This window comes from Streptomyces yaizuensis (assembly GCF_034961445.1).
Taxonomy (GTDB): Bacteria; Actinomycetota; Actinomycetes; order Streptomycetales; family Streptomycetaceae; genus Streptomyces; species Streptomyces yaizuensis.
This window is the reverse complement of the sequence record NZ_BSBI01000011.1, coordinates 117,770-143,522: the sequence shown is the minus strand read 5'-3', so window position 1 is coordinate 143,522 and position 25,753 is coordinate 117,770. Positions and strand designations below refer to the sequence as shown.

Here is a 25,753-nt window from a genome sequence, read left to right as displayed (position 1 = left end):
TCATGAATCGGACACCCGACGACGCGAACAAACCCCCTGACCTGACCCGGATCCACGAAAGACTGAAAGCGCTCGAAACCTTCGACCGCACGTTCACCGTCACCCCCAGGAAGATCATCGATGACATCAAGGCAATCGAAGAGAAACTCAAGAACGACCCGAACCGGGTATCGGAGACCGTAGGGAAGCTCAGTAAGTCGTACGTCGACAAGACCGAGACCTACGTCACCAAGTCCTACACGGATGCGCAGCACTCCGTCACGCTGACGAAAATATCCGAGGCGAGAACTCTGGCTTCACTCGCACTCACGGGAGCGACAGCAACTGGAACGGGCCTGTCGGCAACTGGAACCGCGCTGGCGGCCACAGCCACCGCGTTGACGGTGCTCACCATCGGAATATCCCTGTTCAAGGTCGACGAGCGGGGAATCACCATTCTGGGCGCCACTCGGAAATGGGATTTCACGGGATGGAGGAAAACCTTCTTCGACTGGCTCGACAAGAAGATGCAGAATGAAACCCAGAAGCGGGAGGCGCATCGTCAGGAGCGGCGCAACAGATTGGTGGAGAATTATCGGACAAATCGGAGATATCTCGTCCACTATTCCAATCGGTATCAGCACCTGGAGCACTACGTCGCGCGGCGCCATCTCCTTGAACACTACGGAGATCAGTACAGAATCCTCAAGGACAAGAGCTGGGCCGCCGAGGTCAACAAGATCGCACGGAGCGGTGGAAACGCGCGGGCCGCCCAGACGAACATGCGCACGCAACTGGGCACGAGTCCGGCGCCGAGTCTCCGCGTCCCCGCGAGCGGAGTCGGCGGGCCCGACCTCAGAACCGTGGCCAATGAGGTCCGAGTGCTCCGCGGCACCGTGAACCAGCTCATCTCAGCGCTCGCCTAGGGGGCCCCATGTCGCTCACTTCCGCCGCCGGAAAGGCCACCGGCTCCCTCCGGCAGCTCAAGACGCAAGCCGACACCGCCGCCACCGCCGCACAGAGCGTCGGCCGTGCGGCCACCAGCGGCCAGAGCGGGCTCGACAAGCTCCGTTCCGCCGCGCAGTCCTCCGCGCGGGAGCTGAAAACCCTCCAGCAGAACGCCGACAGCGCCGAGAAGTCCGTCGCCCGTGCCGGAAAGGCCGGCCAGACCGGCGGCACCCAGATCGGGAAGTTCAAGGGCGGCGCCGACAACGCGGCCAAGGGGATGAACGGCCTCAACACCTCCATGAAGGGCAATATCATCGCCCGGCTCCTGGAGCTGTTCGCCCCGCTGATCGAGAAGGTCGTCAGCATGGCGGCCCAGTCGAAGACCATGCAGAAGGTCCTCAAGACCGCCTTCGACGCCGTCAAGGCCGTCATCAGCTCCGTCATGAAGGCCGTCGGCCCGATCATGAAGAGCGCCGGCGATCTGATCAAAAAGGTCTGGGACGGCATCAAGAAGGCGATCTCGGTGGTCGTCCAGGCCGTCGGCAAGGTGATCTCCACCTACTTCAACGCCTGGAAGAAGGTCATCACCACGGTGATGAACGCGGTGAAGTCGGTGATCTCCTCGGTCTGGAAGGGAATCAAGGGAGTCATCACCCCGGTCGTCAACTGGGTCCGCAATGACATTCCCAAGGCCTTCACCCTCGTCAAGGACAAGCTCTCCTCGATCTGGGGCGGGCTCAAGGGCATCGCGTCCAAGGCGTTCGACGCGGTCAAGAACGCCGTCAGGACGCCCCTCAACAGCGTCATCGACCTGATCAACTCCGCGATCGGGAAGCTCAACGGCATCAGGGTGTCCATACCCGGCTGGGTCCCCGGCGTCGGAGGGAAGTCCTTCGGGATCAGCCTCCCCCGGATCCCCCGGCTCGCCGAGGGCGGCGTCGTGACGCCCAGGACCGGCGGTGTCCCCGCGATCCTCGCGGAGGCCGGCGAGGCCGAGGCCGTGCTGCCGCTCTCCAAGCTGGACCGGCTGCTGCGGCACACCGCCGCCCGCGCCCGCACCGGTACCGCGCTGGCCCCCGCCGGGGCCGGGTTCCACATCGAGCACTACCACGCGGCGCCCTCCAGCGACGCACGGGACACCGCGAAGGCCCTGATGTTCCTGGCGAAGGCCCGCGGATGAGCGCCCTCGCCCTGGGCCGGGGCGGCCCGGCCGGCGCCGCCGACCCCGTGGGAAACCTGCTCGCGGGCATGGTGCAGCCGCTGAACCAGCTTCGGGCCCAGGTGAAGCAGATGACCGGGGCGGCCCGCTCCTCGGTGGCCACCCTGCGGACGGCCGCCGGATCGGTGGACCGGATCCGGAGCGCCGCCGACTCCGCCCGCGGCGCCGTCAGCGGGCTGCGGACGGGGGCCACCGGCTCCGTGCGACCCGTCACCGCCGTCGGCACCAGCGCGGGCCGGGCAGCCGCCGGGCTGGAGGCGAACGGCCGCTCGACCCGGTCGTCGAGCGGAGCGGCGGCGGCACTCGCGGGCGGCGCCGCCGGGCTGGTCTCCGTCACCGAGCTGCTCGGCGCCGCGGGCGTCACCATCGGCCCGCTGATGACCGCGCTCGGCGGCGGCCTGATGGTCGCGGCCGGCGCGGTGATGGCCATGAACGTCACCATGCGGGCCAATCCGATCGGCTTCGTGGCCGGTCTGCTGGTGCCGATCGTCGCCTATCTCATCGAGCTCGCCGTCAACTCCCGGACCGGACAGCGGATCATCAAGCAGGTCTTCGACCAGGTCCTCAAGGGCTTCCAGGCGATCGGCCGGTTCCTCGCACCCGTGGTCGGGTTCTACGCCACCGTGATCTCGACCGCGTTCGGTGTCGTCCGGGCCGTCGTGACCGGCGAGCTGGGTTCGGTGGGCGCGGTCATCGGGAAGGGCTTCCCCGCCGTGCGCGACGGTGTCGGCAGGGCGACCAACGCCGTCACCGGGCTGATCCGCACCACCTGGAACGGCCTCAGGAACGCCGTCAAACCGCTGGTCGACTGGATCACCAAGGACATCCCGGCCGGCTTCACCCGGGTGAAGAACGCCACCGGCGACACCCTCGGCGGCATCGGCGGCTTCATCACCACCGGCTTCCAGCTGGTCGCCGGGGCGTTCAAGCTCCCGCTGGAGGGCCTGATCTCCTTCGCCAACTGGGTCATCGACAAACTCAACGGCCTCAGCTTCTCCATCCTCGGCAAGAAGTTCGGGGTGGACATCCCGAAGATCCCGATGCTCGCCGAGGGCGGGGTGGCGCTCCCTGCGAGCGGCTCCCGCCCCGGCGCGGTGCTCCCCCTCGGCGCGGTCGCGGCCCTGCGCGCCGCCGAGCCCCGGGAGCGGTCGGGCGTGCGCGAGCCGCGCCGGGTCCGGCTGGAGACCTACCGGGAGCCCGCCGGGCGGGGCGCGTACGGCGTCGCCGAGGAGCTGTTGTTCCTCGCCCGCGCCGCGTAAGGCCGCATCGGGCCACCCGCCCGCGCCGCGTGAGGCCCCATCGGCCCCCCATCAGGCCCCCGTTCCACCGCCGCAGAAAGGCGACGCCCCATGACCGACCCCGTCTCCCCACCCGGCTCACTGATCACCCAGGACGGCCAGATCCAGTGGGCCGGACTGCTGATCGGCCCCGGCACCCCGTACCAGATCGACCGCGAGGGCCTCACCGGCTGGGCCGACCTCCCCGCCCTCGACACCTCCGACGCGGACCGGCCCACCGCCCACGGCGCCTGGCCCGGCGCCCGCTGGGCCAGGTCCCGGTCCGTCTCCGCCGGGATCTGGCTCCTGCCCGAGCCCGGCGCCGCGCCGGGCGCCGCCGGAGAACTCCTCGACACCCTCGTCCGGTTCCTCGGCACCGGCTTCGGGGACGGCGAGCAGTGGCTGGCCGTACGGCTGCACGGGCGCACCACGGCCATCCGCGCCCGGGTCAATCAGCGCACCGTCCCCACCGACCGGCGGTTCGCCACCGGCTCCGCCACCAAGGTCTCCGTCCAGTGGACCGCCACGGACCCCCGCCGCTACGAGCCGCAGGAGCAACTGCTCACCCTGGGGCTCCCCCTCCGGGGCAGCGGTACGGCCTACCCGTTCACCTACCCGGTGGACTACGGCACCCCCGGTTCGGGCGGTTCGGGATCCGCCCTCAACACCGGCTCGGCGGAGACCTGCCCCCTGATCGAGTTCACCGGCCCCGTGCAGCGGCCCCGGCTGCTCAACCACACGACCGGACGGACGCTGGAGTACGACATCGTCCTCGCCGCCGGCGAACGGCTGACCGTCGACACCCGCGAGGGCACGGTCATGGTCGGGCGGCGGGCCTCCCGGTTGCACACGGCGACCGCGGTCAGCGGCCCGGAGCAGTCCTTCGTCCTGCCGCCCGGCGAGAACCGGCTCGACTTCCGCGCCCTGGAGGGCGACCCCACCACATCGGCCGAGCTCAGCTGGCGCTCGGCCCACCTCTGACAGCCCGAGGAGAGAAGATCATGACTGTACGTGTCGGACGACTCACCAGTGGCATGACCCCCGAGGACCACCGTCTCGCCGCCTCCACCGCCATGGCCCCGTCGGGTCCCCTGACCACGGTCGGCGGCTGCCTGCCGGGCGGCCTGGACCTCGCCCCCGTCCCCGGCTCGGCCCTGCAGGCGACACTGTCGGCGGGCCGGCTGTGGATCCAGGGCACCAGCGCCGCGGCGCAGGGTGGCTACGCCGTCACGGTCGACGCCCCGGCGCTGCTGACCTTCGGCGCGGGGCACGCGACCAACGCCCGGATCGACTCCGTGGTCGTCAGGGTGAAGGACCCCGCCCACGACGGCTCGACCGGCACTCCCACCGGGGAGGTCCTGGTCGTCGAGGGCACGCCCTCCGGTATCCCGACGCCACCGGTGATCCCGGCCAACAGCGAGCGGCTGTACGACGTCACCGTGGCGAAGGTCGGTGTCGGGCTGGACTGGAGCACGGGGGTCGCCGACCGCCGCCGCTACACCGCCGCGGTCGGCGGCATCGTGCCACCCGGCTCGGGTGTCGCCTTCGACGGCGGCTACAACGGCCAGTACCGGGACGCGAACGGTGTCCTGGAGCGGTGGAACGGCACCGCCTGGGAGCCGATCCTGCGGCTCGGGAACAGCGGACAGCTCCAGCTCGGTGACGTCCGCTTCTACCGCGAGACCGGGCCGATCGCGGCGACCAACGCCATCTTCCGCACTTACCGGCAGCCGGGCGAGAACGCCTTCTCCTCCCGCGTACCGGGTGAGACGTACTCCCGGATCATGATCGGCGGCGACGGGACCATCAACTGGGGAGGCGGCACAAGTCTGGACACCTTTCTGCACCGCAGCGCCGCCAACACCCTCAGGACCAGCGGTGACCTGGTGGTCCGCTCCCACAAGGCGCACTACGGCGAGAGCGGGACCGCGCTGGTCACCTTCACCAACAGCACCACGTTCACGGTGGCGGTCACCTTCGCGACCCCCTTCGCCTCCGTGCCGAGGGTCTACACCAACCTCGACTCCAGTCACACCGCGGCCAACAACTGGTGGACCCGCGCCCACACCATCACCACGACCGGCTTCCGCCTCCACGGCTTCAACAAGGGAGACCTGTGGAGCTGGTCGAACATGCCCGTCTCCTGGTCGGCCTTCGCCTGATGACCGCGACCGGCCCCTACCGCGCCCTCTTCTGCGATCTGCGCACCGACCGCCCCATCGACGTCCTGCCCCTGCGGGACGTGACGATCGACGACTACATCGGCCGCCCCGGCTCCCTCTCCGGGACCCTGGCCGTCCCCAACGCCGAACTCGCCGACCGGGTCCGGCAGATCGAGGAGGGCCGCACCGCCGTCTATCTGGAACGGGACGGTGACCTGTGGTGGGGCGGCATCGTCTGGACCACCACCCTCTCCGCCGACGAGAAGGGCGGTCTCTCGCTCGCCGTCCAGGCAGCCACCTTTGACTCCTACGCCGCCCGCCGCCGTATCCGGGCCGACCTCGGCTTCCAGCGGCAGGACCAGCTGGAGATCGCCCGGCGGCTGTGGCAGCACATCCAGTCCGCCCAGGGCGGGGACATCGGCGTCGGCGTGGGCACCGAGACGTCCGGGGTGCTGCGGGACATGGCCTGGCGGGACGGCGACGAGACCCCCCTGGACGAGGCGCTCAAACAGCTCGCCGACGCGGAGAACGGCTTCGAGCACCACATCTCCGTACACCGCGACGTGCTCACGGGGAGACGGGTAAAACTGCTGCGGCTCGGCCACCCCCGGCTGGTCAGCGGATCACCCGACCTCGTCCTGGACCGCCCGGGGCCCGTGCTGCGGTACGCCTTCCCCCGGGACGGCACCCGGGGCGGCACCACTGCCCGTGCCCGGGGAGCCGCCGCCAACACCGACCAGAGCCAGGAGAGCCGGCCCGCGCTCTCACGGGAGCACGTCGCCCAGGACCTGATCGACGGCGGCCATCCACGCGTCGACCTCTCCTCGGACCACTCCTCCGTCACCAGCGTGCCGGCGCTGAACGCCCTCGCCGCCGCGCAGCTCGCCGAGGCCAGAGGGTCCGTGGTCATCCCCGAGGTGACGGTGCGGCTGAACGACCGCGATCTGGTGCCCCCGCTGCTCCTGGGCCGGGCCGTCCGGCTGCGGATCACCGACGAATGGCATCCGGACGGCCTGGACACCCGCTTCCGGATCATCGGGATCAAGGTCGCCCCGCCCCAGCGGGGCCGTCCGGAGACCGCCGAACTCTTCCTGGAGGCCATCTGATGCCCGCCCTCCCCGAGGACCTGATCGACCTGATCAGGGACCTCCAGCGCCAGGTGCGACGGCTGTCCACGGCCGTCGCCGCCCGGCCCGCGCTCAACGAGATCACGGCGGGTGACGTGACCATCACCGGCGGCGGCAGCCTGGTGGTCAGAAACCCTGACAAGGACGCCCTGCTCCACATCGGCGCCATCGGGGCCCCCGAGGAGAACCCCCCGGAGCAGGGGGTGCGGATCCGTCGCGCGGACGGCTCCCTCGCCCTCACCGTCTCCGGGAAGCCCACCCAGGCCCTGAACATCTGGGACCGCTTCAACCGGGTCGCCCTCGCCGACGACACCCGCGCGGGCGGCCTGGCCCGCCCCTACGTCCCCATCCCCCTCTACCCGGCGCCGACCAGGATCACCTCGGGTTCCTGGACCCGCGTACTCCAGGGCGGCATGTATCTGCAGAATCCCCGCATCGCGGTCGGCCTGTGGCTCCAGGCAGCCGCGAATACGACGGTCGAGGCCAGGGTCCGCTACCTCACCGCGGACGGTACGGCCGTGGAGCTGGGCGACAGCCTGGTGGCGACCGGTGAGGCGTTCACCCGGGAGGTGGCCGCCCCGCACGGCCAGCCCTCCTACAGCTGGAGCAACCTCCTGATCGAGGGCCGGGTGATCGCGGGGACCGGCGAGGCGTCCCTGGGTGTGCTGTACGCCGAGGGCCGCCAGTCCTGATCCCCCCTGTCCCCAGGAGATGAGTCCATGTCCAACGAAGTGATCACCTCGCCCGGCGGCACGCTGCTGCTCCCGCCCGCCCCCGAGCCGAACGCCGCCCCGCCCGCCCCCGCACCCGGCCCCCCGGACCCGCCGCCCGTCGAGCCCCGTACCCCCACGGAAGGAGGCGGAGAGTGACCGACGCCGCCCAGCGAACCGACCGCACCACCCCCGGAAACGCCCATGCCCGGACCTGATCCGCGCGTGCCCGTCACCGTCGCCGTCGAACTGGAACGGCTGCACGGCACCCTGGAGGCACGCTTCGCCCGGGTCGACGGCGCCCTCGCCCTGCTGGTGCAGCGCAGCGACCAGACCGACAAACAACTCGCCGACATGGAGTCACGGCTGTACTCCCTGGAGCGCACCCGCTGGCCCGTGGCCGCCCTCGCCGCGCTCACCGCCGGGGTCGGTGTGATCCTCGGCGTCTGGGACCCGGCGGGGCTCTGAGCACACCGCCGGGCCCCGGGGCCGGCACGAGAAACGCGAGAAACGCGAGAGGGCGGTCACCCCGTGTGCACGGGGTGACCGCCCTCTCGTCGTTTCGCTACCGCTTACTGGTTGTACGGACCGTAGTCGTAGTCCTCCAGCGGAACGGCCTGGCCGGAGCCGGAGCCGAACGGCGAGTAGTCGATGTCGTCGTAGCCGACGGCCGAGTACATCGCGGCCTTGGCCTCCTCGGTGGGCTCCACCCGGATGTTGCGGTAACGGGACAGACCCGTACCGGCCGGGATGAGCTTACCGATGATGACGTTCTCCTTGAGGCCGATCAGGGAGTCCGACTTGGCGTTGATCGCCGCGTCGGTGAGCACCCGGGTCGTCTCCTGGAAGGACGCCGCCGACAGCCACGACTCGGTGGCCAGCGACGCCTTGGTGATACCCATCAGCTGCGGACGGCCGGAGGCGGGGTGACCGCCCTCGGTGACCACACGACGGTTCTCGGTCTCGAACTTCGACCGCTCGACCAGCTCGCCCGGCAGCAGCTCCGCGTCGCCGGACTCGATGATCGTCACCCGGCGGAGCATCTGCCGGATGATGATCTCGATGTGCTTGTCGTGGATCGACACGCCCTGCGAGTTGTAGACCCGCTGGACCTCTCCGACCAGGTGGACCTGGACGGCCCGCTGGCCGAGGATGCGCAGCACGTCGTGCGGGTTGGTGGCACCCACGGTGAGCTTCTGGCCCACCTCGACGTGATCGCCCTCGCCCACCAGGAGACGGGCACGCTTCGAGATCGGGAAGGCCGTCTCGTCGCTGCCGTCGTCCGGGGTGACGACGATCTTCTTGGTCTTCTCGGTCTCCTCGATGCGGATGCGGCCGGCCGCCTCCGAGATCGGGGAGACACCCTTGGGCGTACGGGCCTCGAAGAGCTCGACGACTCGGGGCAGACCCTGGGTGATGTCGTCACCGGCCACACCACCGGTGTGGAAGGTACGCATCGTCAGCTGGGTACCGGGCTCACCGATGGACTGGGCGGCGATGATGCCGACCGCCTCACCGATGTCGACCAGCTTGCCGGTGGCCAGCGAGCGGCCGTAGCAGAACGCACAGGTACCGACGGCCGACTCACAGGTCAGGACCGAGCGGGTCTTGACCTCCTCGACACCGGCGCCCACGAGGGCGTCGATCAGCACATCGCCGAGGTCGACATTGGCCGGCGCGATGACCTTGCCGTCGATGACGACGTCCTCGGCCAGCATCCGCGCGTACACCGACGTCTCCACGTCGTCCGTCTTGCGGAGCGTGCCGTCGGCGGCGCGCTCGGCGATCCGGAGCTTGAGGCCGCGCTCGGTGCCGCAGTCCTCCTCGCGGATGATGACGTCCTGCGAGACGTCCACCAGACGACGGGTCAGGTAACCCGAGTCGGCGGTACGCAGGGCGGTGTCCGCCAGACCCTTACGGGCACCGTGCGTGGAGATGAAGTACTCCAGCACGGACAGACCCTCGCGGAAGGACGCCTTGATCGGACGCGGGATCGTCTCGTTCTTGGCGTTCGACACCAGACCACGCATACCGGCGATCTGACGCATCTGCATCATGTTTCCACGAGCACCCGAGTCCACCATCATGAAGATGGGGTTGGTCTTCGGGAAGTTCGCGTTCATCGCCTCGGCGACCTCGTTGGTCGCGCGGGTCCAGTTCTCGATCAGCTCGTGCGTGCGCTCCTGCTTGGTGATCAGGCCGCGCTCGTACTGCTTCTGGATCTTCTCGTCCTTGGCCTCGTACGAGGCGACGATCTCCTTCTTCGCGTCAGGGACGACGATGTCCGTGACGGCGACGGTGACGCCGGAACGAGTGGCCCAGTGGAAGCCCGCCGCCTTCAGGTTGTCGAGCGTCGCCGCCACGATGACCTTGGGGTAGCGCTCGGCGAGGTCGTTGACGATCTCGGAGAGCTGCTTCTTGCCGACCGAGTAGTCGACGAAGGGGTAGTCCTCGGGCAGCAGCTCGTTGAAGAGCGCGCGGCCCAGGGTGGTGCGCAGACGGAAGCTGTCGCCCTGCTGCCACTCCGGCTCGCCCTCCTCGCGGACCGGCGGGGTCCAGCCGCGCGGCGGGATGGTGCCCACCGGGAAGCGGATGTCGACCTTGGCCTGGAGGGACAGCTCACGGGCGTCGAACGCCATGATCGCCTCGGCGGTGGAGCCGAAGGACCGGCCCTCGCCGCGCACCTCGCGCTCCTCCTCGTCCGTGGTGAGGAAGAAGAGGCCCAGCACCATGTCCTGGGTCGGCATGGTGACCGGACGGCCGTCGGCCGGCTTGAGGATGTTGTTCGAGGACAGCATCAGGATGCGGGCCTCGGCCTGCGCCTCCGCGGAGAGCGGCAGGTGGACGGCCATCTGGTCACCGTCGAAGTCCGCGTTGAACGCGGTGCAGACGAGCGGGTGGATCTGGATGGCCTTGCCCTCGACCAGCTGCGGCTCGAAGGCCTGGATGCCGAGGCGGTGCAGGGTGGGCGCACGGTTCAGCAGCACCGGGTGCTCGGCGATGACCTCTTCGAGGACGTCGTACACGACGGTGCGGCCGCGCTCGACCATGCGCTTGGCCGACTTGATGTTCTGCGCGTGGTTCAGGTCGACCAGGCGCTTCATCACGAACGGCTTGAAGAGCTCCAGCGCCATCGCCTTCGGCAGACCGCACTGGTGCAGCTTGAGCTGCGGACCGACGACGATCACGGAACGCGCGGAGTAGTCCACACGCTTGCCGAGGAGGTTCTGACGGAAACGGCCCTGCTTGCCCTTGAGCATGTCGCTCAGGGACTTCAGCGGGCGGTTGCCCGGACCGGTGACCGGACGGCCGCGGCGGCCGTTGTCGAACAGCGCGTCGACGGCCTCCTGGAGCATCCGCTTCTCGTTGTTCACGATGATCTCGGGGGCACCGAGGTCGAGGAGACGCTTGAGGCGGTTGTTCCGGTTGATCACGCGGCGGTACAGGTCGTTCAGGTCGGAGGTCGCGAAGCGGCCACCGTCCAGCTGCACCATCGGACGCAGGTCCGGCGGGATGACCGGCACGCAGTCCAGCACCATGCCCTTGGGGCTGTTGCTGGTCTGGAGGAACGCGGAGACGACCTTGAGGCGCTTGAGCGCACGGGTCTTCTTCTGGCCCTTGCCGGTACGGATGATCTCGCGGAGGCGCTCGGCCTCCTCGTCCAGGTCGAAGGACTCCAGGCGCTTCTGGAGCGCGGCGGCGCCCATCGAGCCGTCGAAGTAGGTGCCGAAGCGGTCGCGCAGCTCGCGGTAGAGCAGCTCGTCGCCCTCCAGGTCCTGGACCTTGAGGTTCTTGAAGCGGCTCCACACCTCGTCGAGGCGGTCGATCTCGCGCTGGGCGCGGTCGCGCAGCTGCTTCATCTCGCGGTCGGCGCCCTCGCGCACCTTGCGGCGCACGTCCGCCTTGGCGCCCTCGGCCTCCAGCTCGGCGAGGTCCGTCTCCAGCTTCTTGGCACGGGCCTCGACGTCGGAGTCGCGACGGTTCTCGATCTGCTGGCGCTCGACGGAGACGTGGGCCTCCAGCGAGGGCAGATCGCGGGTGCGGCGCTCATCGTCCACGTACGTAATCATGTACGCGGCGAAGTAGATGACCTTCTCCAGGTCCTTCGGCGCGAGGTCCAGCAGGTAGCCCAGCCGGGACGGGACGCCCTTGAAGTACCAGATGTGGGTGACCGGGGCGGCCAGCTCGATGTGGCCCATCCGCTCACGGCGCACCTTGGCGCGGGTGACCTCGACGCCACAGCGCTCGCAGATGATGCCCTTGAAGCGGACACGCTTGTACTTGCCGCAGTAGCACTCCCAGTCCCGGGTCGGACCGAAGATCTTCTCGCAGAAGAGTCCGTCCTTCTCGGGCTTGAGCGTGCGGTAGTTGATCGTCTCGGGCTTCTTGACCTCGCCGTGCGACCACTGGCGAATGTCGTCAGCGGTGGCGAGGCCGATCCGAAGCTCGTCGAAGAAGTTGACGTCGAGCACTATGCGTCAATCCCTCTCAGGGTTGTGTCTCAAGGTGGTCTGTACGGGGTCCGGGGCAGCGGCCGGGATCACCGTGCGGTGATCCCGGCCGGACCCGTCAGACCTCTTCGACGCTGCTCGGCTCGCGCCGGGACAGGTCGATGCCGAGCTCCTCCGCAGCGCGGAAGACGTCCTCGTCGGTGTCGCGCATCTCGATGGACATGCCGTCCGAGGACAGCACCTCCACGTTGAGGCACAGGGACTGCATCTCCTTGATGAGCACCTTGAAGGACTCGGGGATGCCGGGCTCGGGGATGTTCTCGCCCTTGACGATGGCCTCGTAGACCTTCACGCGGCCGGTGACGTCGTCGGACTTGATGGTCAGCAGCTCCTGGAGGGCGTAGGCGGCGCCGTATGCCTCCAGCGCCCACACCTCCATCTCTCCGAAGCGCTGGCCACCGAACTGGGCCTTACCACCCAGCGGCTGCTGGGTGATCATCGAGTAGGGACCGGTCGACCGGGCGTGGAGCTTGTCGTCGACCAGGTGGTGGAGCTTGAGGATGTACATGTACCCGATCGAGATCGGGTCCGGGAACGGCTCGCCGGAGCGGCCGTCGAACATCCGGGCCTTGCCGGACGGGAGGACCATCCGGTCACCGTCGCGGTTGGGGATCGTGGACTCGAAGAGACCGGCGATCTCGTCCTCGCGGGCGCCGTCGAAGACCGGGGTGGCGACGTTGGTGCCGGGCGCGACGTCGTCGGCGCCGATGGCCTTCAGCCGCTCCATCCACTCCTCGTTGCCCTCGACCTTCCAGCCCTGGCTGGCGAGCCAGCCGAGGTGGATCTCCAGGACCTGTCCCGGGTTCATTCGGGACGGGACACCCAGCGGGTTGAGGATGATGTCGACCGGGGTGCCGTCCTCCAGGAACGGCATGTCCTCGATCGGCAGGATCTTGGAGATGACGCCCTTGTTGCCGTGGCGGCCGGCGAGCTTGTCACCGTCGGTGATCTTGCGCTTCTGGGCGACGTAGACGCGGACCAGCTGGTTCACGCCCGGGGGCAGCTCGTCGCCCTCCTCGCGGTCGAAGACGCGGACGCCGATGACCTTGCCGATCTCGCCGTGCGGCACCTTCAGCGAGGTGTCACGGACCTCACGGGCCTTCTCACCGAAGATCGCGCGGAGCAGGCGCTCCTCCGGGGTCAGCTCGGTCTCGCCCTTCGGGGTGACCTTGCCGACCAGGATGTCGCCGGCGACGACCTCGGCACCGATGCGGATGATGCCGCGCTCGTCGAGGTCGGCGAGGACCTCCTCGGAGACGTTCGGGATGTCCCGGGTGATCTCCTCGGGGCCCAGCTTGGTGTCACGGGCGTCGACCTCGTGCTCCTCGATGTGGATCGAGGAGAGGACGTCGTCCTGCACGAGGCGCTGCGACAGGATGATCGCGTCCTCGTAGTTGTGGCCCTCCCACGGCATGAACGCCACGAGCAGGTTCTTGCCGAGCGCCATCTCACCGTTCTCGGTGGCGGGGCCGTCGGCGAGGACCTGGCTCTCCACGACGCGGTCGCCCTCGGAGACCACGACCTTCTGGTTGACCGAGGTGCCCTGGTTGGAGCGGGAGAACTTGGCCACCCGGTAGGTCGTGAAGGTGCCGTCGTCGTTGGCGACGGTGATGTAGTCCGCGGAGACCTCCTGGACCACACCGTCCTTCTCGGCCTTGATCACGTCGCCGGCGTCGACCGCGCAGCGGTACTCCATGCCGGTGCCGACGAGCGGCGCCTCGGCCGTGATCAGCGGAACGGCCTGACGCATCATGTTCGCGCCCATGAGGGCACGGTTGGCGTCGTCGTGCTCCAGGAAGGGGATCATGGCGGTCGCGACCGACACCATCTGGCGCGGCGAGACGTCCATGTAGTCGACCTCGGCCGGCGGCACGTAGTCGACCTCGCCGCCACGGCGGCGGACCAGGACGCGCGGCTCGGTGAAGCGCATCTCGTCGGAGACGATCGCGTTCGCCTGGGCGATGACGAAGCGGTCCTCCTCGTCGGCGGTCAGGTAGTCGACATCGTCGGTGACCTGGCCGTCGACGACCTTGCGGTACGGGGTCTCGACAAAGCCGAAGGCGTTGACCCGGCCGTAGGAGGCGAGCGAGCCGATCAGACCGATGTTCGGGCCTTCGGGCGTCTCGATCGGGCACATGCGGCCGTAGTGCGAGGGGTGCACGTCACGGACTTCAAAGCCGGCCCGCTCACGCGAGAGACCACCCGGGCCGAGCGCCGACAGACGGCGCTTGTGGGTGAGCCCCGACAGCGGGTTGTTCTGGTCCATGAACTGCGACAGCTGGCTGGTGCCGAAGAACTCCTTGATGGAGGCGACGACCGGCCGGATGTTGATCAGGGTCTGCGGCGTGATCGCCTCGACGTCCTGGGTGGTCATGCGCTCGCGCACGACCCGCTCCATACGGGCGAGACCCGTACGGACCTGGTTCTGGATCAGCTCGCCGACATTGCGCAGACGACGGTTGCCGAAGTGGTCGATGTCGTCGGTCTCGACAACGATCTGGGTGCCGGACTCACCGACCGTCTCGGTCTCCCCGGCGTGCAGCTTGACCAGGTACTTGATGGTCGCGATGACATCGTCGGTGGTGAGCACGCCGGCGTTCAGCGGCTCGTCGGCGCCGAGCTTCTTGTTGACCTTGTAGCGGCCGACCTTGGCCAGGTCGTAGCGCTTCGGGTTGAAGTAGAGGTTCTCCAGCAGCGTCTGGGCGGCCTCACGCGTCGGCGGCTCGCCCGGACGGAGCTTGCGGTAGATGTCGAGCAGCGCGTCGTCCTGGCCCTGGGTGTGGTCCTTCTCCAGGGTGGCGCGCATCGACTCGTACTCGCCGAACTCCTCAAGGATCTGCTCGGTGGTCCAGCCGAGAGCCTTGAGCAGCACCGTGACGGACTGCTTGCGCTTGCGGTCGATGCGGACACCGACCATGTCGCGCTTGTCGATCTCCATCTCCAGCCAGGCACCCCGGGACGGGATGATCTTGGCGGTGTAGATGTCCTTGTCGGACGTCTTGTCGATGGAGGAGTCGAAGTAGACACCCGGGGAGCGCACCAGCTGGGACACCACGACACGCTCGGTGCCGTTGATGACGAAGGTGCCCTTGTTGGTCATGAGCGGGAAGTCGCCCATGAAGACCGTCTGGGACTTGATCTCCCCGGTCTCGTTGTTCGTGAACTCGGCCGTGACGAAGAGCGGCGCGGCGAAGGTGAAGTCGCGGTCCTTGCACTCGTCGATGGAGTTCTTCGGAGGCTCGAAGCGGTGGTCGCGGAAGGTCAGCGACATCGACCCGCTGAAGTCCTCGATCGGCGAGATCTCCTCGAAGATCTCTTCCAGACCGGACTTCGTGGGGACGTCCTGTCCACTCTCCAGAGCCGCCTCGACCCGAGCCTTCCACGCGGCATTGCCGAGCAGCCAGTCGAAGCTCTCGGTCTGGAGCGCGAGGAGGTTCGGAACCTCAAGAGGCTCCTTGATCTTTGCAAAGGAGATGCGCAGCGGGGCAGTGCTGGCGCCGTTGTTCATATTCGCGGTCGAGGCGTTGCGCGAGGCGGCCAAGAGGGGGTCCTTCCGAGGGCTCGGACTCACTACGCGCGTACCGGTCCCAAGCCCGGCGCAGAGAGAGAAGTCCCAGGTCAGGGATGGATCAATCCACTGTGCTCATGCGAGGGGATGCCCCTGGTGACGGGCAGGGGGCAGCTAACAGGCAGCGCAAAGGGTCAGTGTAGCCACATGGCTCACTGATGTCCAGTGCGGGTTCCGAAGACCCTCGTTGTTCTCATCTCCGCGCTTGCCCTCGCGCCATGAGGCGCACCTCGATACTGCCCGCTCGCTCACCGATCCATGCCTCGGATGCGGATCGTTGTGACGACGCGTCCTGAGAATTGCGCGCTGCGTGCGGTTCGTCAAGGCCCCCCTGTCCGCACCGGCTGCCGGGAGCGCCACCGACCTGGGATCTCCCTGGTCCGGATCCGTACGGCGATGATCACCATACTCCCCGACCGGGGAAGTGCAACGCAGCCGTCGCTCAACGCCGAAAGGCGATCACCCTGATGGGTGATCGCCTTTCGGGTGGGACCGGTGGGGAGGTCCACCGGGGCCCCTGGGGGCCGCCGGCGGGCCCACCGGGCCCGGAGAGTCACTGAGGACTCAAGGGGTCACTTGACCTCGACGGACGCGCCGGCGGCCTTGAGGGACTCGGCAGCCTTCTCGGCGGCCTCCTTGGCGACCTTCTCGAGGACCGGCTTCGGGGTGCCGTCGACGAGGTCCTTGGCCTCCTTCAGACCCAGGGAGGTCAGCTCGCGCACGACCTTGATGACCTGGATCTTCTTGTCACCGGCGGCGGTGAGGACGACGTCGAACTCGTCCTGCTCCTCGACGGCCTCGGCGGCAGCGGCGCCACCGGCGGCGGCGGCGACGGCGACCGGCGCGGCGGCGGTGACGTCGAAGCGCTCCTCGAAGGCCTTCACGAACTCGGAGAGCTCGATGAGGGTCATCTCGTCGAACTGAGCGAGCAGGTCATCCTGGCTGAGCTTCGCCATGATGGGCGATCCTTCCACTAAATCGGCTGGTGCCGGTTGTATATGACGGCGGGCGTTCGGCCCGCTGAGATCAGCGCCCGCCCCGGGCGCCGATCAATGCGCGAGCCGAATTACTCGGCACCGCCCTGCTCGTCCCGCTTGGCGCGAAGAGCTTCCGCAGTGCGGACGAACTTCGACGGAAGCGCCTGGAAGAGCGCGGCAGCCTGCGACTGCTTGCCCTTCATGGCGCCCGCCAGCTTGGCGAGCAGAACCTCGCGGGACTCAAGGTCCGCGAGCTTCTTGAACTCATCGGCGGACAGCGCCTTGCCATCAAGGACACCGCCCTTGATGATCAGGTTGGGGTTGGCCTTGGCGAAGTCACGAAGACCCTTCGCCGACTCCACCGGGTCACCGGTGACGAAGGCGACTGCCGTCGGACCGTCGAACAGGTCGTCCAGCGTCTCGATCCCGGCCTCATTGGCCGCAATCTTGGTCAGCGTGTTCTTCACCACGGCGTACTGGGCGTTCTCACCGAGCGAACGGCGCAGCTCCTTGAGCTGAGCAACGGTGAGACCCCGGTACTCGGTCAGCACGGCGGCGTTCGAGCTGCGGAACATGTCCGTCAGCTCGGCTACCGCGGCAGCCTTGTCGGGCCTAGCCATGAGCGTCGGCCTCCTTCCGGGTGATGAGGACCGCGCGGACCCGAAGGAGCGACTGAGCAAAACAAAACGCCCCGGCGCAGGCGCTCGGGGCGTAGCTCGACCGGAACGAGTCCGGGAACTTTCCACGTTCACCTGCGCGGGCCGTCCGCAGCTAGCGGATTCCTTCGGTCGCCGCGCTCTCCGATGAGCACGCGGCAACGACCAGCGGTCTTTGGCTTCCTGCGTAGCGTACGGGAACGGGTCGCGCCGGTGCAAATCGGCCCGTTCCCGGGCTGCGGCACAGCCCCCGCCGGGAGCGGCCCGCCTGTCGTGGCAGCCCGTCGTGGCCGGTCGGAGCCCGCCCGCGGGCGGGCTCGGGGGCTCTGGAGCGGTGCGTACGCCGTGGAAAGCGCCCGGCACCGGCCCCGCGCGCCAGGAGGCCCGTATCCGGGCCCGTGGCGCCCGTACGCGCTCCAGTCCCCGTACGCGCGAAAAGGCCGGCCCCCCTGTCCGTGAAGAACAGGGGGGCCGGCCCGAAGGTGGTGCAGCACCCCTCCAGGGGCACCGGCGCGCGTCTGGATCAGACGGCGGCCGGGTCCTCCTCGACGAGGAGGTTGCGGGTGCGGTTGCTGTCCAGCGGGATGCCGGCGCCCATCGTCGTCGCCAGGGTCGCCTTCTTGATGTAGCGGCCCTTCGCGGCGGACGGCTTCAGACGCAGGATCTCCTCCAGCGCGGCCGCGTAGTTCTCCACCAGCTTGGTCTCGTCGAAGGAGACCTTGCCGATGATGAAGTGCAGGTTCGAGTGCTTGTCGACGCGGAACTCGATCTTGCCGCCCTTGATGTCCGTGACAGCCTTCGCCACGTCCGGGGTGACCGTGCCGGTCTTCGGGTTCGGCATCAGACCACGCGGGCCGAGGACGCGGCCGAGGCGGCCGACCTTGCCCATGAGGTCCGGGGTGGCGACGACGGCGTCGAAGTCCAGACGGCCCTTCGCGACCTCGTCGATCAGTTCGTCGGAGCCGACGATGTCGGCGCCAGCGGCTTCCGCGGCCGCAGCACGGTCACCGGTCGCGAAGACCAGGACCCGGGCGGTCTTACCGGTGCCGTGCGGAAGGTTCACGGTGCCGCGGACCATCTGGTCGGCCTTGCGCGGGTCGACACCCAGACGCAGGGCGACCTCGACGGTGCCGTCGAACTTGGCGGACGCGGTGTCCTTGGCGAGACGGACGGCCTCGAGCGGGGCGTACAGGCGCTCCCGGTCGATCTTGGTGTCCGCAGCGCGGAGATTCTTGCTGCGCTTCACTTCAGCTCCTGTGGTTCAGGTGGGGAGATGTGGTGCGGACCAGCGCTTGGTCCTACCACTGAGGTCGTGCGGGGCTTTGTGCCTCGCCTCTCGCCTCGGGTGTTCTCGGCTCACGCACCAGCGGACGGCCACGGCCGGCCACCGCGCGTGGAGTCGGGAATCAGCCCTCGACCGTCACGCCCATGGAACGGGCGGTACCGAGGATGATCTTCTCGGCGGCGTCGAGGTCGTTGGCGTTGAGGTCGGGCATCTTGACGCCGGCGATCTCACGGACCTGCTCGCGCGTGATCTTCGCGACCTTGGTCTTGTGCGGCTCGCCGGAGCCCTTGGCCACACCCGCGGCCTTGAGGATCAGCTTGGCGGCCGGCGGAGTCTTGGTGACGAAGGTGAAGGAGCGGTCGTCGTAGACCGTGATCTCCACCGGCACGACCATGCCACGCTGCGACTCGGTCGCGGCGTTGTAGGCCTTGCAGAACTCCATGATGTTGACGCCGTGCTGACCCAGCGCGGGGCCGACCGGCGGAGCCGGGTTGGCCGCGCCGGCATTGATCTGGAGCTTGATAAGCCCCGTGACCTTCTTCTTCTTGGGAGGCATGTGCTCTCTCCGGGTCTAGTGAGAGTGTTCGGCACTCCATCCGTCATCCGGATGGAGGCATACCGCACCACGATAACGGGTATAGCAGTGCGGTTAAAAACCGACCAGGTCAGGACCGCTCTGACGAGCGACCCTGACCTGGTCGGAAGCTTGGGGTCCGGCGGGCCGGACGACCGTCAGTTCTTCTGGATCTGGTCGAAGCTCAGCTCGACCGGGGTCTCGCGGCCGAAGATCTCGACCAGGCCCTTGACCTTCTTCGAGTCGGCGTTGATCTCGTTGATCGTGGCCTGGAGAGTGGCGAAGGGGCCGTCGGTGACGGTGACCGAGTCGCCGACCTCGAAGTCCAGGACCTGCACCTCGACCTTGCGGGCCGGGGCGGGCTCGCCCTTGGCCTCGGCGGCCTCGCGGGCGGCCTTCTCCTCGGCCTCCGGCGCGAGCATCTTGACGATCTCGTCCAGGGTCAGCGGGTACGGGTCGTACGCGTTGCCGACGAAGCCGGTGACGCCGGGCGTGTTGCGGACGACGCCCCACGACTCGTTGGTGAGGTCCATCCGGACCAGGACGTAACCGGGAAGCTTGTTCTGGCGGACGTTCTTGCGCTCGCCGTTCTTGATCTGGACGATCTCTTCCTCGGGGACCTCGGCCTGGTAGATGAACTCCTCGACGTTGAGCGAGACGGCGCGCTGCTCCAGGTTGGCCTTGACCCGCTTCTCGTACCCGGCGTAGGTGTGGATCACGTACCACTCGCCGGGCAGGGTGCGCAGCTCCTCACGGAGCGCGGCGATGGGGTCGACCGCCTCGACGGGCTCGGCCTCGGCCGCCGCCTCGTCGGCTTCTTCGTCGTCGTCGCCGTCGGACAGGTCCGCGTCGTCCGCGTCGTCCTCGGTGGCCGCGATGTCCTCGTCGGCGTCCTCGATGTGGAGGGCGGCCTCTTCGGCGGGCTCACCGGCCTCGACGTCAGCAGCGTCCGCCTGGTCCGGGTCGATGGAGTCCGCTGCCTCAACGATGTCGAGCGCGTCATCCGTCGACTGGGCAGACTCGGCCGACTCGAAGCTCTCGTCGCCGGGCCGGGCGGCCTCGTTCAGGTTCGGGTCAGACACGGTGGCTGCTTCTTCCTGGCTACAGATGGGTGGAACAAACGGAAGGTTGCCGTCGTGCCGATGGGCCCGTGGCCGGCACCCTTCGCGGGATCAGCCAAAGACGTACTTGACGGCTTCCTGGAATCCATAGTCAATCACGGTCACCAGACCGATCATGATGACGACGAAGATAATCACCACTGTGGTGTACGTCGTCAGCTGGTTGCGCGTCGGCCAGACGACCTTGCGCAGCTCGGCGACGATCTGCCGGTAGAAGAGGGCGAGGCGGCCCAGAGGGCCCTTCTTGCCTCGCTTGCCGCCCTTGCGGGACTTCTGAGGAGCTGCGTCCTCGGCGTCAGGTGTGTCGATGGAGCCTACGGCGTCCGTCACGCTGGTTCACCTGATCCCGGGTCGTGGCCGTGCCGCGCCCGGTGACGCCGCACGGCGGTTCAATGAATCTACGTACATGCGCACACAGCCTGGCGAAGGAGTGTGTAGCAGGGCCGGAGGGACTTGAACCCCCAACCGCTGGTTTTGGAGACCAGTGCTCTACCAATTGAGCTACGACCCTTTGTGGTGTCCCACAACCTACCTCATCCGGAGAAGTGGTCGTGTTGTGGGCCAACGACGAGTGAGTGTACGTGTTCACGGGCCCCGCGTCGAACAGAATCCTCCGGGGCGGCTTCGGCCACCCCCCGTCCGGCCTGCTGGAAGAGGGGTCGCAGGGGTCGGCGGACGAGGGGGAACCGGCCCCGCGGGGGCGGCCGTCGGGCCCGCTGTCCGGGGGCCGGAACTCCTGTGCCGGGCCCGCCCCGCGTCTGGGACCATGGACGGTATGAGCGCTGCTACCTCTCCCTCCGAGCGCCGGGTCTCCGCCCGCGTCGGTGCGATCTCCGAGTCCGCCACCCTCGCCGTCGACGCCAAGGCGAAGGCCCTCAAGGCCGCCGGGCGCCCGGTGATCGGCTTCGGCGCGGGCGAGCCCGACTTCCCCACGCCGGACTACATCGTCGAGGCCGCCGTCGAGGCCTGCCGCACCCCGAAGTACCACCGCTACACCCCGGCGGGCGGCCTGCCCGAGCTGAAGAAGGCCATCGCCGAGAAGACCCTGCGGGACTCCGGTTACGCGGTCGACGCCTCGCAGGTCCTGGTCACCAATGGCGGAAAGCAGGCGATCTACGAGGCGTTCGCGGCGATCCTGGACCCGGGCGACGAGGTCATCGTCCCGGCCCCGTACTGGACCACCTACCCCGAGTCGATCCGGCTCGCGGGCGGCGTCCCGGTCGAGGTCGTGGCCGACGAGACGACCGGTTACCGGGTCTCCGTCGAGCAGCTGGAGGCGGCGCGCACCGAGCGCACGAAGGTGGTGCTCTTCGTCTCCCCGTCCAACCCGACCGGCGCGGTCTACAGCCGTGAGGACACCGAGGCGATCGGCCGCTGGGCCGTCGAGCACGGCCTGTGGGTCCTCACCGACGAGATCTACGAGCACCTGGTCTACGGCGACACCTCCTTCACCGCGATCGGCGCGGTCGTGCCCGAGCTGCGCGACAAGCTGATCGTGGTCAACGGTGTGGCGAAGACGTACGCGATGACCGGCTGGCGGGTGGGGTGGATCGTCGGCCCCCAGGACGTGGTGAAGGCCGCGACCAACCTCCAGTCCCACGCCACCTCGAACGTCTCGAACGTGGCCCAGGTCGCGGCGCTCGCCGCGGTCACCGGCAGCCTGGACGCGGTGGCCGAGATGCGGGAGGCGTTCGACCGCCGCCGCCGGACCATCGTGCGGATGCTCAACGAGATCGACGGGGTCGTCTGCCCGGAGCCCGAGGGCGCGTTCTACGTCTACCCCTCGGTCAAGGCGCTCCTGGGCAAGGAGATCCGCGGGCAGCGCCCGGCGACCTCGGTGGAGCTGGCCGCGCTGATCCTGGACGAGGTCGAGGTGGCCGTGGTCCCGGGTGAGGCGTTCGGCACGCCGGGCTATCTGCGGCTGTCCTACGCGCTGGGCGACGAGGACCTGGTGGAGGGCGTGTCCCGGCTCCAGAAGCTGCTCGCCGAGGCCAACGCCTGATCGTTTCACCCCGGCGCTCGTACGGCCCCGGAAGCCCCCGTCAGGGCGGCTCCCGGGGCCGGCGCACATCCGTACACGCATCCGTACACACATCCGGACGCTCATCCGGACGCGTGTACGGGCAAGGGCCCGATCGGGGAATCCGGTTACGCCCCGGGCCGGACATACGGCAAGATCCTGGGATGGAGCACGTACGTGACGTAACCCGGCTGCCCAAGGCGCATCTGCATCTGCACTTCACCGGATCGATGCGGCCCGCCACCCTGCTCGAACTGGCCGACAAGTACGGCGTCCATCTGCCCGACGCCCTGACCAGCGGCCGGCCGCCCAAGCTGCGCGCCACCGACGAACGCGGCTGGTTCCGCTTCCAGCGGCTGTACGACATCGCCCGCTCCTGCCTGCGCTCCCCCGACGACATCCGCCGGCTGGTGCGGGAGGCCGCCGAGGAGGACCTCAAGGACGGCTCCGGCTGGCTGGAGATACAGGTCGACCCGACCTCGTACGCCCCGCTGCTCGGCGGGCTCATCCCGGCGCTGGAGATCATCCTGGACGCGGTGGAGAGCGCCTCCCGCGACACGGGGCTGGGGATGCGGGTCCTGGTGGCGGCCAACCGGATGAAGCACCCGCTGGAGGCGCGCACCCTCGCCCGGCTGGCCGTCCGGTACGCGGACCGGGGCGTCGTCGGCTTCGGCCTCTCCAACGACGAACGCAGGGGCCTGGCGCGGGACTTCGACCGTGCCTTCGCGATCGCGCGCGGCGGCGGGCTGCTGGCGGCCCCGCACGGCGGCGAGCTGACCGGCCCCTTCTCGGTCCGGGACTGCCTGGACGACCTGCACGCGTCCCGCATCGGCCACGGGGTGCGGGCGGCCGAGGACCCCCGGCTGCTGCGCCGGCTCGCCGAGCGGCAGATCACCTGCGAGGTCTGCCCGTCGTCCAATGTGGCGCTCGGGGTGTACGAGAAGCCCGGCGACGTGCCGCTGCGGACGCTGTACGAGGCGGGGGTGCCGATGGCGCTGGGCGCCGACGACCCGCTGCTCTTCGGCTCCCGGCTGGCCGCGCAGTACGAGTTCGCCCGGCGGCACCACGCGTTCACGGACGCGGAGCTGGCGGAGCTGGCCCGGCAGTCGGTACGCGGCTCGGCGGCGCCCGGGGACACGCGGGCGCGGCTGCTGGCGGGGATCGACGACTGGCTGGCGGACGAGGCCCCGGCGGTGCCCGTCCCGTCCTGAACCGGGACTCAGGGCCTCAGGGCCTCAGAGTTCGACGCCGACCGTCACCGGCTCGTTGACCAGAGTGATCCCGAAGGCGTCCCGGACGCCTTCGACGACCTCCCGGGCCAGGGCGAGCAGATCCTCGGTGGTGGCCCCGCCCCGGTTGGTGAGCGCGAGCGTGTGCTTGGTGGAGATCCGGGCCGGCCCGGTGCCGTACCCCTTGGCGAAGCCCGCCCGGTCGATCAGCCAGGCGGCCGAGGTCTTGGTGAACCCCTCCCCCGCCGGGTACGCGGGCGCGGCGATGTCCGCCCCGAACCGGGCGCGCACCCGGCCGGTGAAGGCCGCGTACTCCTCGTCGGTCAGGATCGGGTTGGTGAAGAAGGAGCCCGCGGACCAGGTGTCGTGGTCCGCCGGGTCCAGGACCATGCCCTTGCCCGCGCGCAGCGCCAGCACGGCGGCCCGTACCCCGGCGAGGCCGGCCCGCTCGCCGGGCCCGACGCCGACGGCCCGCGCGGCCTCCGCGTACCGGACGGGCGCTGAGCGGCCGCCCGCGTCCTCCAGCCGGAAGCGGACCCGCAGCACGACATAGCGGCCGGGGTGCTCCTTGAAGCGGCTGTGCCGGTAGGAGAAGCCGCACTCGGCGTTGGTGAGGACGACGGTGGTGTCCTCGCGGCGGTCGTAGGCGACGACCTCGGTGATGGTGCTGGAGACCTCCTGGCCGTACGCGCCCACGTTCTGGATGGGGGTCGCGCCGGCCGAGCCGGGGATGCCGGCCAGGCACTCGATCCCGGCGAGCCCGGCGGCGACGGCACGGGCGACGGCGTCGGTCCACACCTCGCCGGCGGCCAGCTCCAGCTCGGTGCCGTCGAGCCGCAGGCCCCGGGTGGCGATCCGCAGCGCGGTGCCGTCGAAGCCCTTGTCCCCGATGACCAGATTGCTGCCGCCGCCGATGACCAGCAGCGGGGTCCCCGCGGTGTCGGCCGCGCGGACGGCGGCGATCACCTCGTCGTCGGTGGTCGCGGTGATCAGCCGGGTGGCCGGGCCGCCGAGCCGGAAGGTGGTCAGGGGGGCGAGGGGGGCGTCGTGGAGTTCCTGCACGGGCTCAAGGGTACGGTCCGCTCCCGGCGGGACCGGGGGCCGGTCCCGGGCGCGCCGCCGGGACCGGACACCCCGCTCCGGAGGGCTCAGGCGAGGCGGACGACCGCGCGGGCCATCCCGAGCACCTTCTCGCCGCCGCTGGTCGCGGTCAGGTCGACCCGGACCCGGTTCTCCTCCAGGAGGGCCCCGACCTTGGCGCTGACCTCGATGAGCGCGCCCGTGCCGTCGTTGGGGACCACCACGGGCTTGGTGAAGCGCACGCCGTACTCGACCACCGAACCCGGGTCACCGGTCCAGTCGGTCACCACGCGGACGGCCTCGGCCATGGTGAACATGCCGTGGGCGATCACGTCCGGCAGCCCGACCCCGACGGCGAACTTCTCGTTCCAGTGGATGGGGTTGAAGTCGCCCGAGGCCCCGGCGTACCGGACCAGGGTGTCGCGTATCACAGGGAAGGTCCGGGCGGGCAGCTCGGTGCCGACCTCGACGTCCGCGTAGGAGATCCTCGCCGTCATCACGCCTCCTCGGCGGCGCGCGCCACCAGCTTGGTCCAGGCGGTGACCACGTGGTCACCGGTCTCGTCGTGGACCTCGCCACGGATCTCCACCACATCGTTGCCCGCGAGGCTCTTGATGCTCTCGATGGTGGAAACGACGCTCAGCCGGTCTCCGGCGCGCACCGGGCGGGTGTACGCGAACTTCTGCTCGCGGTGGACCACCCGGTCGTAATCCAGCCCCAGCAGGGGATCCTGAATGACCACTCCGGCCGCGCGGAAAGTGATCGCGAAGGCGAAAGTCGGGGGAGCGATCACATCGGGGTGACCGAGCGCCTTGGCGGCGTCCGTGTCGGTGTACGCGGGGTGGTCGTCCCCCACCGCTTCGGCGAACTCCCGGATCTTTTCCCGGCCGACCTCGTAGGGCTCGGTGGGCGGATAGCTCCGCCCCACGAAGGACTGGTCGAGCGCCATGAGAGGACTCCCCTCCTGCTGGACTGACTGGGCTGACTGAAACTGGGGTGAAACGACGCGAGGCCGTCCCCGAAGATCGGGGACGGCCTCGCATACGAGCCTGTGATCAGCGCGTTTCGCGGTGCGCAGTGTGCGCGTTGCAGCGCGGGCAGTGCTTCTTCATCTCAAGACGGTCCGGGTTGTTACGCCGGTTCTTCTTGGTGATGTAGTTCCGCTCCTTGCACTCCACGCAGGCCAGCGTGATCTTCGGGCGGACGTCGGTGGCAGCCACGTGAGTGCTCCTTGGACGGACTTGGGACGGGTTAAAGCTATGAACGCATAAGAGAGTAGCCGATCGGAGGACCGACCCCACAATCGGCTA

23 protein-coding genes and 1 tRNA gene are annotated in these 25,753 nt (G+C 69.1%); 11 read left to right on the top strand and 13 right to left on the bottom strand.

Annotated features, from left to right (window positions below):
• Positions 1-2 precede the first annotated feature (2 nt).
• From SYYSPA8_RS24945 to SYYSPA8_RS24905, 9 genes are all read left to right on the top strand, one after another.
• The gene (locus SYYSPA8_RS24945; protein ID WP_323449546.1) at positions 3-905 is read left to right on the top strand and encodes a hypothetical protein; all 903 of its coding nucleotides are present in this window, start codon (positions 3-5) and stop codon (positions 903-905) included.
• 8 nt (positions 906-913) lie between these two features.
• Positions 914-2,107, top strand: a complete 1,194-nt coding sequence (locus SYYSPA8_RS24940; protein WP_323449545.1) for a phage tail protein — start codon at positions 914-916, stop codon at positions 2,105-2,107.
• Positions 2,104-3,405: a tape-measure protein gene (locus SYYSPA8_RS24935; protein ID WP_323449544.1), complete on the top strand. Its 1,302-nt coding sequence runs from the start codon at positions 2,104-2,106 to the stop codon at positions 3,403-3,405. Before SYYSPA8_RS24940 ends, SYYSPA8_RS24935 begins: the two co-directional genes overlap by 4 nt.
• A 90-nt stretch (positions 3,406-3,495) precedes the next feature.
• The gene (locus SYYSPA8_RS24930; RefSeq protein WP_323449543.1) at positions 3,496-4,404 is read left to right on the top strand and encodes a phage distal tail protein; all 909 of its coding nucleotides are present in this window, start codon (positions 3,496-3,498) and stop codon (positions 4,402-4,404) included.
• 20 nt (positions 4,405-4,424) lie between these two features.
• Positions 4,425-5,585: an H-type lectin domain-containing protein gene (locus SYYSPA8_RS24925; protein WP_323449542.1), complete on the top strand. Its 1,161-nt coding sequence runs from the start codon at positions 4,425-4,427 to the stop codon at positions 5,583-5,585.
• Positions 5,540-6,691, top strand: a complete 1,152-nt coding sequence (locus SYYSPA8_RS24920) for a hypothetical protein (RefSeq protein ID WP_323449541.1) — start codon at positions 5,540-5,542, stop codon at positions 6,689-6,691. The genes SYYSPA8_RS24925 and SYYSPA8_RS24920 overlap by 46 nt, the downstream gene beginning before the upstream one ends.
• Complete coding sequence (locus SYYSPA8_RS24915) at positions 6,691-7,404, top strand: hypothetical protein (RefSeq protein ID WP_323449540.1); 714 nt, start codon at positions 6,691-6,693, stop codon at positions 7,402-7,404. Before SYYSPA8_RS24920 ends, SYYSPA8_RS24915 begins: the two co-directional genes overlap by 1 nt.
• Before the next feature lie 27 nt (positions 7,405-7,431).
• A complete protein-coding gene (locus tag SYYSPA8_RS24910) occupies positions 7,432-7,581 on the top strand; it encodes a hypothetical protein (RefSeq protein ID WP_323449539.1) in 150 nt (49 codons plus the stop codon).
• Positions 7,582-7,626: 45 nt separating this feature from the next.
• Positions 7,627-7,890, top strand: a complete 264-nt coding sequence (locus tag SYYSPA8_RS24905; protein WP_323449538.1) for a hypothetical protein — start codon at positions 7,627-7,629, stop codon at positions 7,888-7,890.
• A gap of 104 nt (positions 7,891-7,994) precedes the next feature.
• Here SYYSPA8_RS24905 and SYYSPA8_RS24900 read toward each other — a convergent pair whose 3' ends face one another.
• From SYYSPA8_RS24900 to SYYSPA8_RS24860, 9 genes are all read right to left on the bottom strand, one after another.
• On the bottom strand, positions 7,995-11,894 hold the full coding sequence (locus SYYSPA8_RS24900; RefSeq protein ID WP_323449537.1) for a DNA-directed RNA polymerase subunit beta': 3,900 nt from the start codon (positions 11,892-11,894) through the stop codon (positions 7,995-7,997).
• Between the two features lie 97 nt (positions 11,895-11,991).
• The gene (gene rpoB, locus SYYSPA8_RS24895; RefSeq protein ID WP_323449536.1) at positions 11,992-15,474 is read right to left on the bottom strand and encodes a DNA-directed RNA polymerase subunit beta; all 3,483 of its coding nucleotides are present in this window, start codon (positions 15,472-15,474) and stop codon (positions 11,992-11,994) included.
• Between the two features lie 599 nt (positions 15,475-16,073).
• Positions 16,074-16,457, bottom strand: coding sequence for a 50S ribosomal protein L7/L12 (gene rplL, locus SYYSPA8_RS24890; RefSeq protein WP_323449535.1), 384 nt, complete (start codon positions 16,455-16,457; stop codon positions 16,074-16,076).
• A 110-nt stretch (positions 16,458-16,567) separates the two neighbouring features.
• Complete coding sequence (gene rplJ, locus SYYSPA8_RS24885) at positions 16,568-17,098, bottom strand: 50S ribosomal protein L10 (RefSeq protein WP_323449534.1); 531 nt, start codon at positions 17,096-17,098, stop codon at positions 16,568-16,570.
• Positions 17,099-17,657: 559 nt separating this feature from the next.
• Positions 17,658-18,380 carry a 50S ribosomal protein L1 gene (gene rplA, locus SYYSPA8_RS24880; RefSeq protein WP_323449533.1) on the bottom strand — a complete coding sequence of 241 codons (723 nt, stop codon included), beginning with the start codon at positions 18,378-18,380 and terminating at the stop codon, positions 17,658-17,660.
• A 160-nt stretch (positions 18,381-18,540) separates the two neighbouring features.
• Complete coding sequence (rplK, locus tag SYYSPA8_RS24875) at positions 18,541-18,975, bottom strand: 50S ribosomal protein L11 (RefSeq protein WP_323449532.1); 435 nt, start codon at positions 18,973-18,975, stop codon at positions 18,541-18,543.
• Positions 18,976-19,151: 176 nt separating this feature from the next.
• A complete protein-coding gene (nusG, locus tag SYYSPA8_RS24870; RefSeq protein ID WP_323449531.1) occupies positions 19,152-20,075 on the bottom strand; it encodes a transcription termination/antitermination protein NusG in 924 nt (307 codons plus the stop codon).
• A gap of 90 nt (positions 20,076-20,165) precedes the next feature.
• A complete protein-coding gene (gene secE, locus SYYSPA8_RS24865; RefSeq protein ID WP_323449530.1) occupies positions 20,166-20,444 on the bottom strand; it encodes a preprotein translocase subunit SecE in 279 nt (92 codons plus the stop codon).
• 108 nt (positions 20,445-20,552) lie between these two features.
• Positions 20,553-20,625 (bottom strand) — tRNA-Trp (locus SYYSPA8_RS24860).
• Between the two features lie 264 nt (positions 20,626-20,889).
• Between SYYSPA8_RS24860 and SYYSPA8_RS24855 the strand changes: the two genes are divergently transcribed.
• Positions 20,890-22,116 (top strand): pyridoxal phosphate-dependent aminotransferase, encoded by a 1,227-nt coding sequence (locus tag SYYSPA8_RS24855; RefSeq protein ID WP_323449529.1) that lies wholly within the window; start codon positions 20,890-20,892, stop codon positions 22,114-22,116.
• 182 nt (positions 22,117-22,298) lie between these two features.
• Positions 22,299-23,345: an adenosine deaminase gene (locus SYYSPA8_RS24850; RefSeq protein WP_323449528.1), complete on the top strand. Its 1,047-nt coding sequence runs from the start codon at positions 22,299-22,301 to the stop codon at positions 23,343-23,345.
• 24 nt (positions 23,346-23,369) lie between these two features.
• Here SYYSPA8_RS24850 and SYYSPA8_RS24845 read toward each other — a convergent pair whose 3' ends face one another.
• From SYYSPA8_RS24845 to rpmG, 4 genes are all read right to left on the bottom strand, one after another.
• On the bottom strand, positions 23,370-24,425 hold the full coding sequence (locus tag SYYSPA8_RS24845) for a UDP-N-acetylmuramate dehydrogenase (RefSeq protein WP_323449527.1): 1,056 nt from the start codon (positions 24,423-24,425) through the stop codon (positions 23,370-23,372).
• A gap of 86 nt (positions 24,426-24,511) precedes the next feature.
• Positions 24,512-24,940 (bottom strand): MaoC family dehydratase, encoded by a 429-nt coding sequence (locus tag SYYSPA8_RS24840; RefSeq protein WP_323449526.1) that lies wholly within the window; start codon positions 24,938-24,940, stop codon positions 24,512-24,514.
• On the bottom strand, positions 24,940-25,392 hold the full coding sequence (locus SYYSPA8_RS24835) for a MaoC family dehydratase N-terminal domain-containing protein (RefSeq protein ID WP_323449525.1): 453 nt from the start codon (positions 25,390-25,392) through the stop codon (positions 24,940-24,942). The genes SYYSPA8_RS24840 and SYYSPA8_RS24835 overlap by 1 nt, the downstream gene beginning before the upstream one ends.
• A gap of 106 nt (positions 25,393-25,498) precedes the next feature.
• Positions 25,499-25,663: a 50S ribosomal protein L33 gene (rpmG, locus tag SYYSPA8_RS24830; RefSeq protein ID WP_003948671.1), complete on the bottom strand. Its 165-nt coding sequence runs from the start codon at positions 25,661-25,663 to the stop codon at positions 25,499-25,501.
• Positions 25,664-25,753 lie beyond the last annotated feature (90 nt).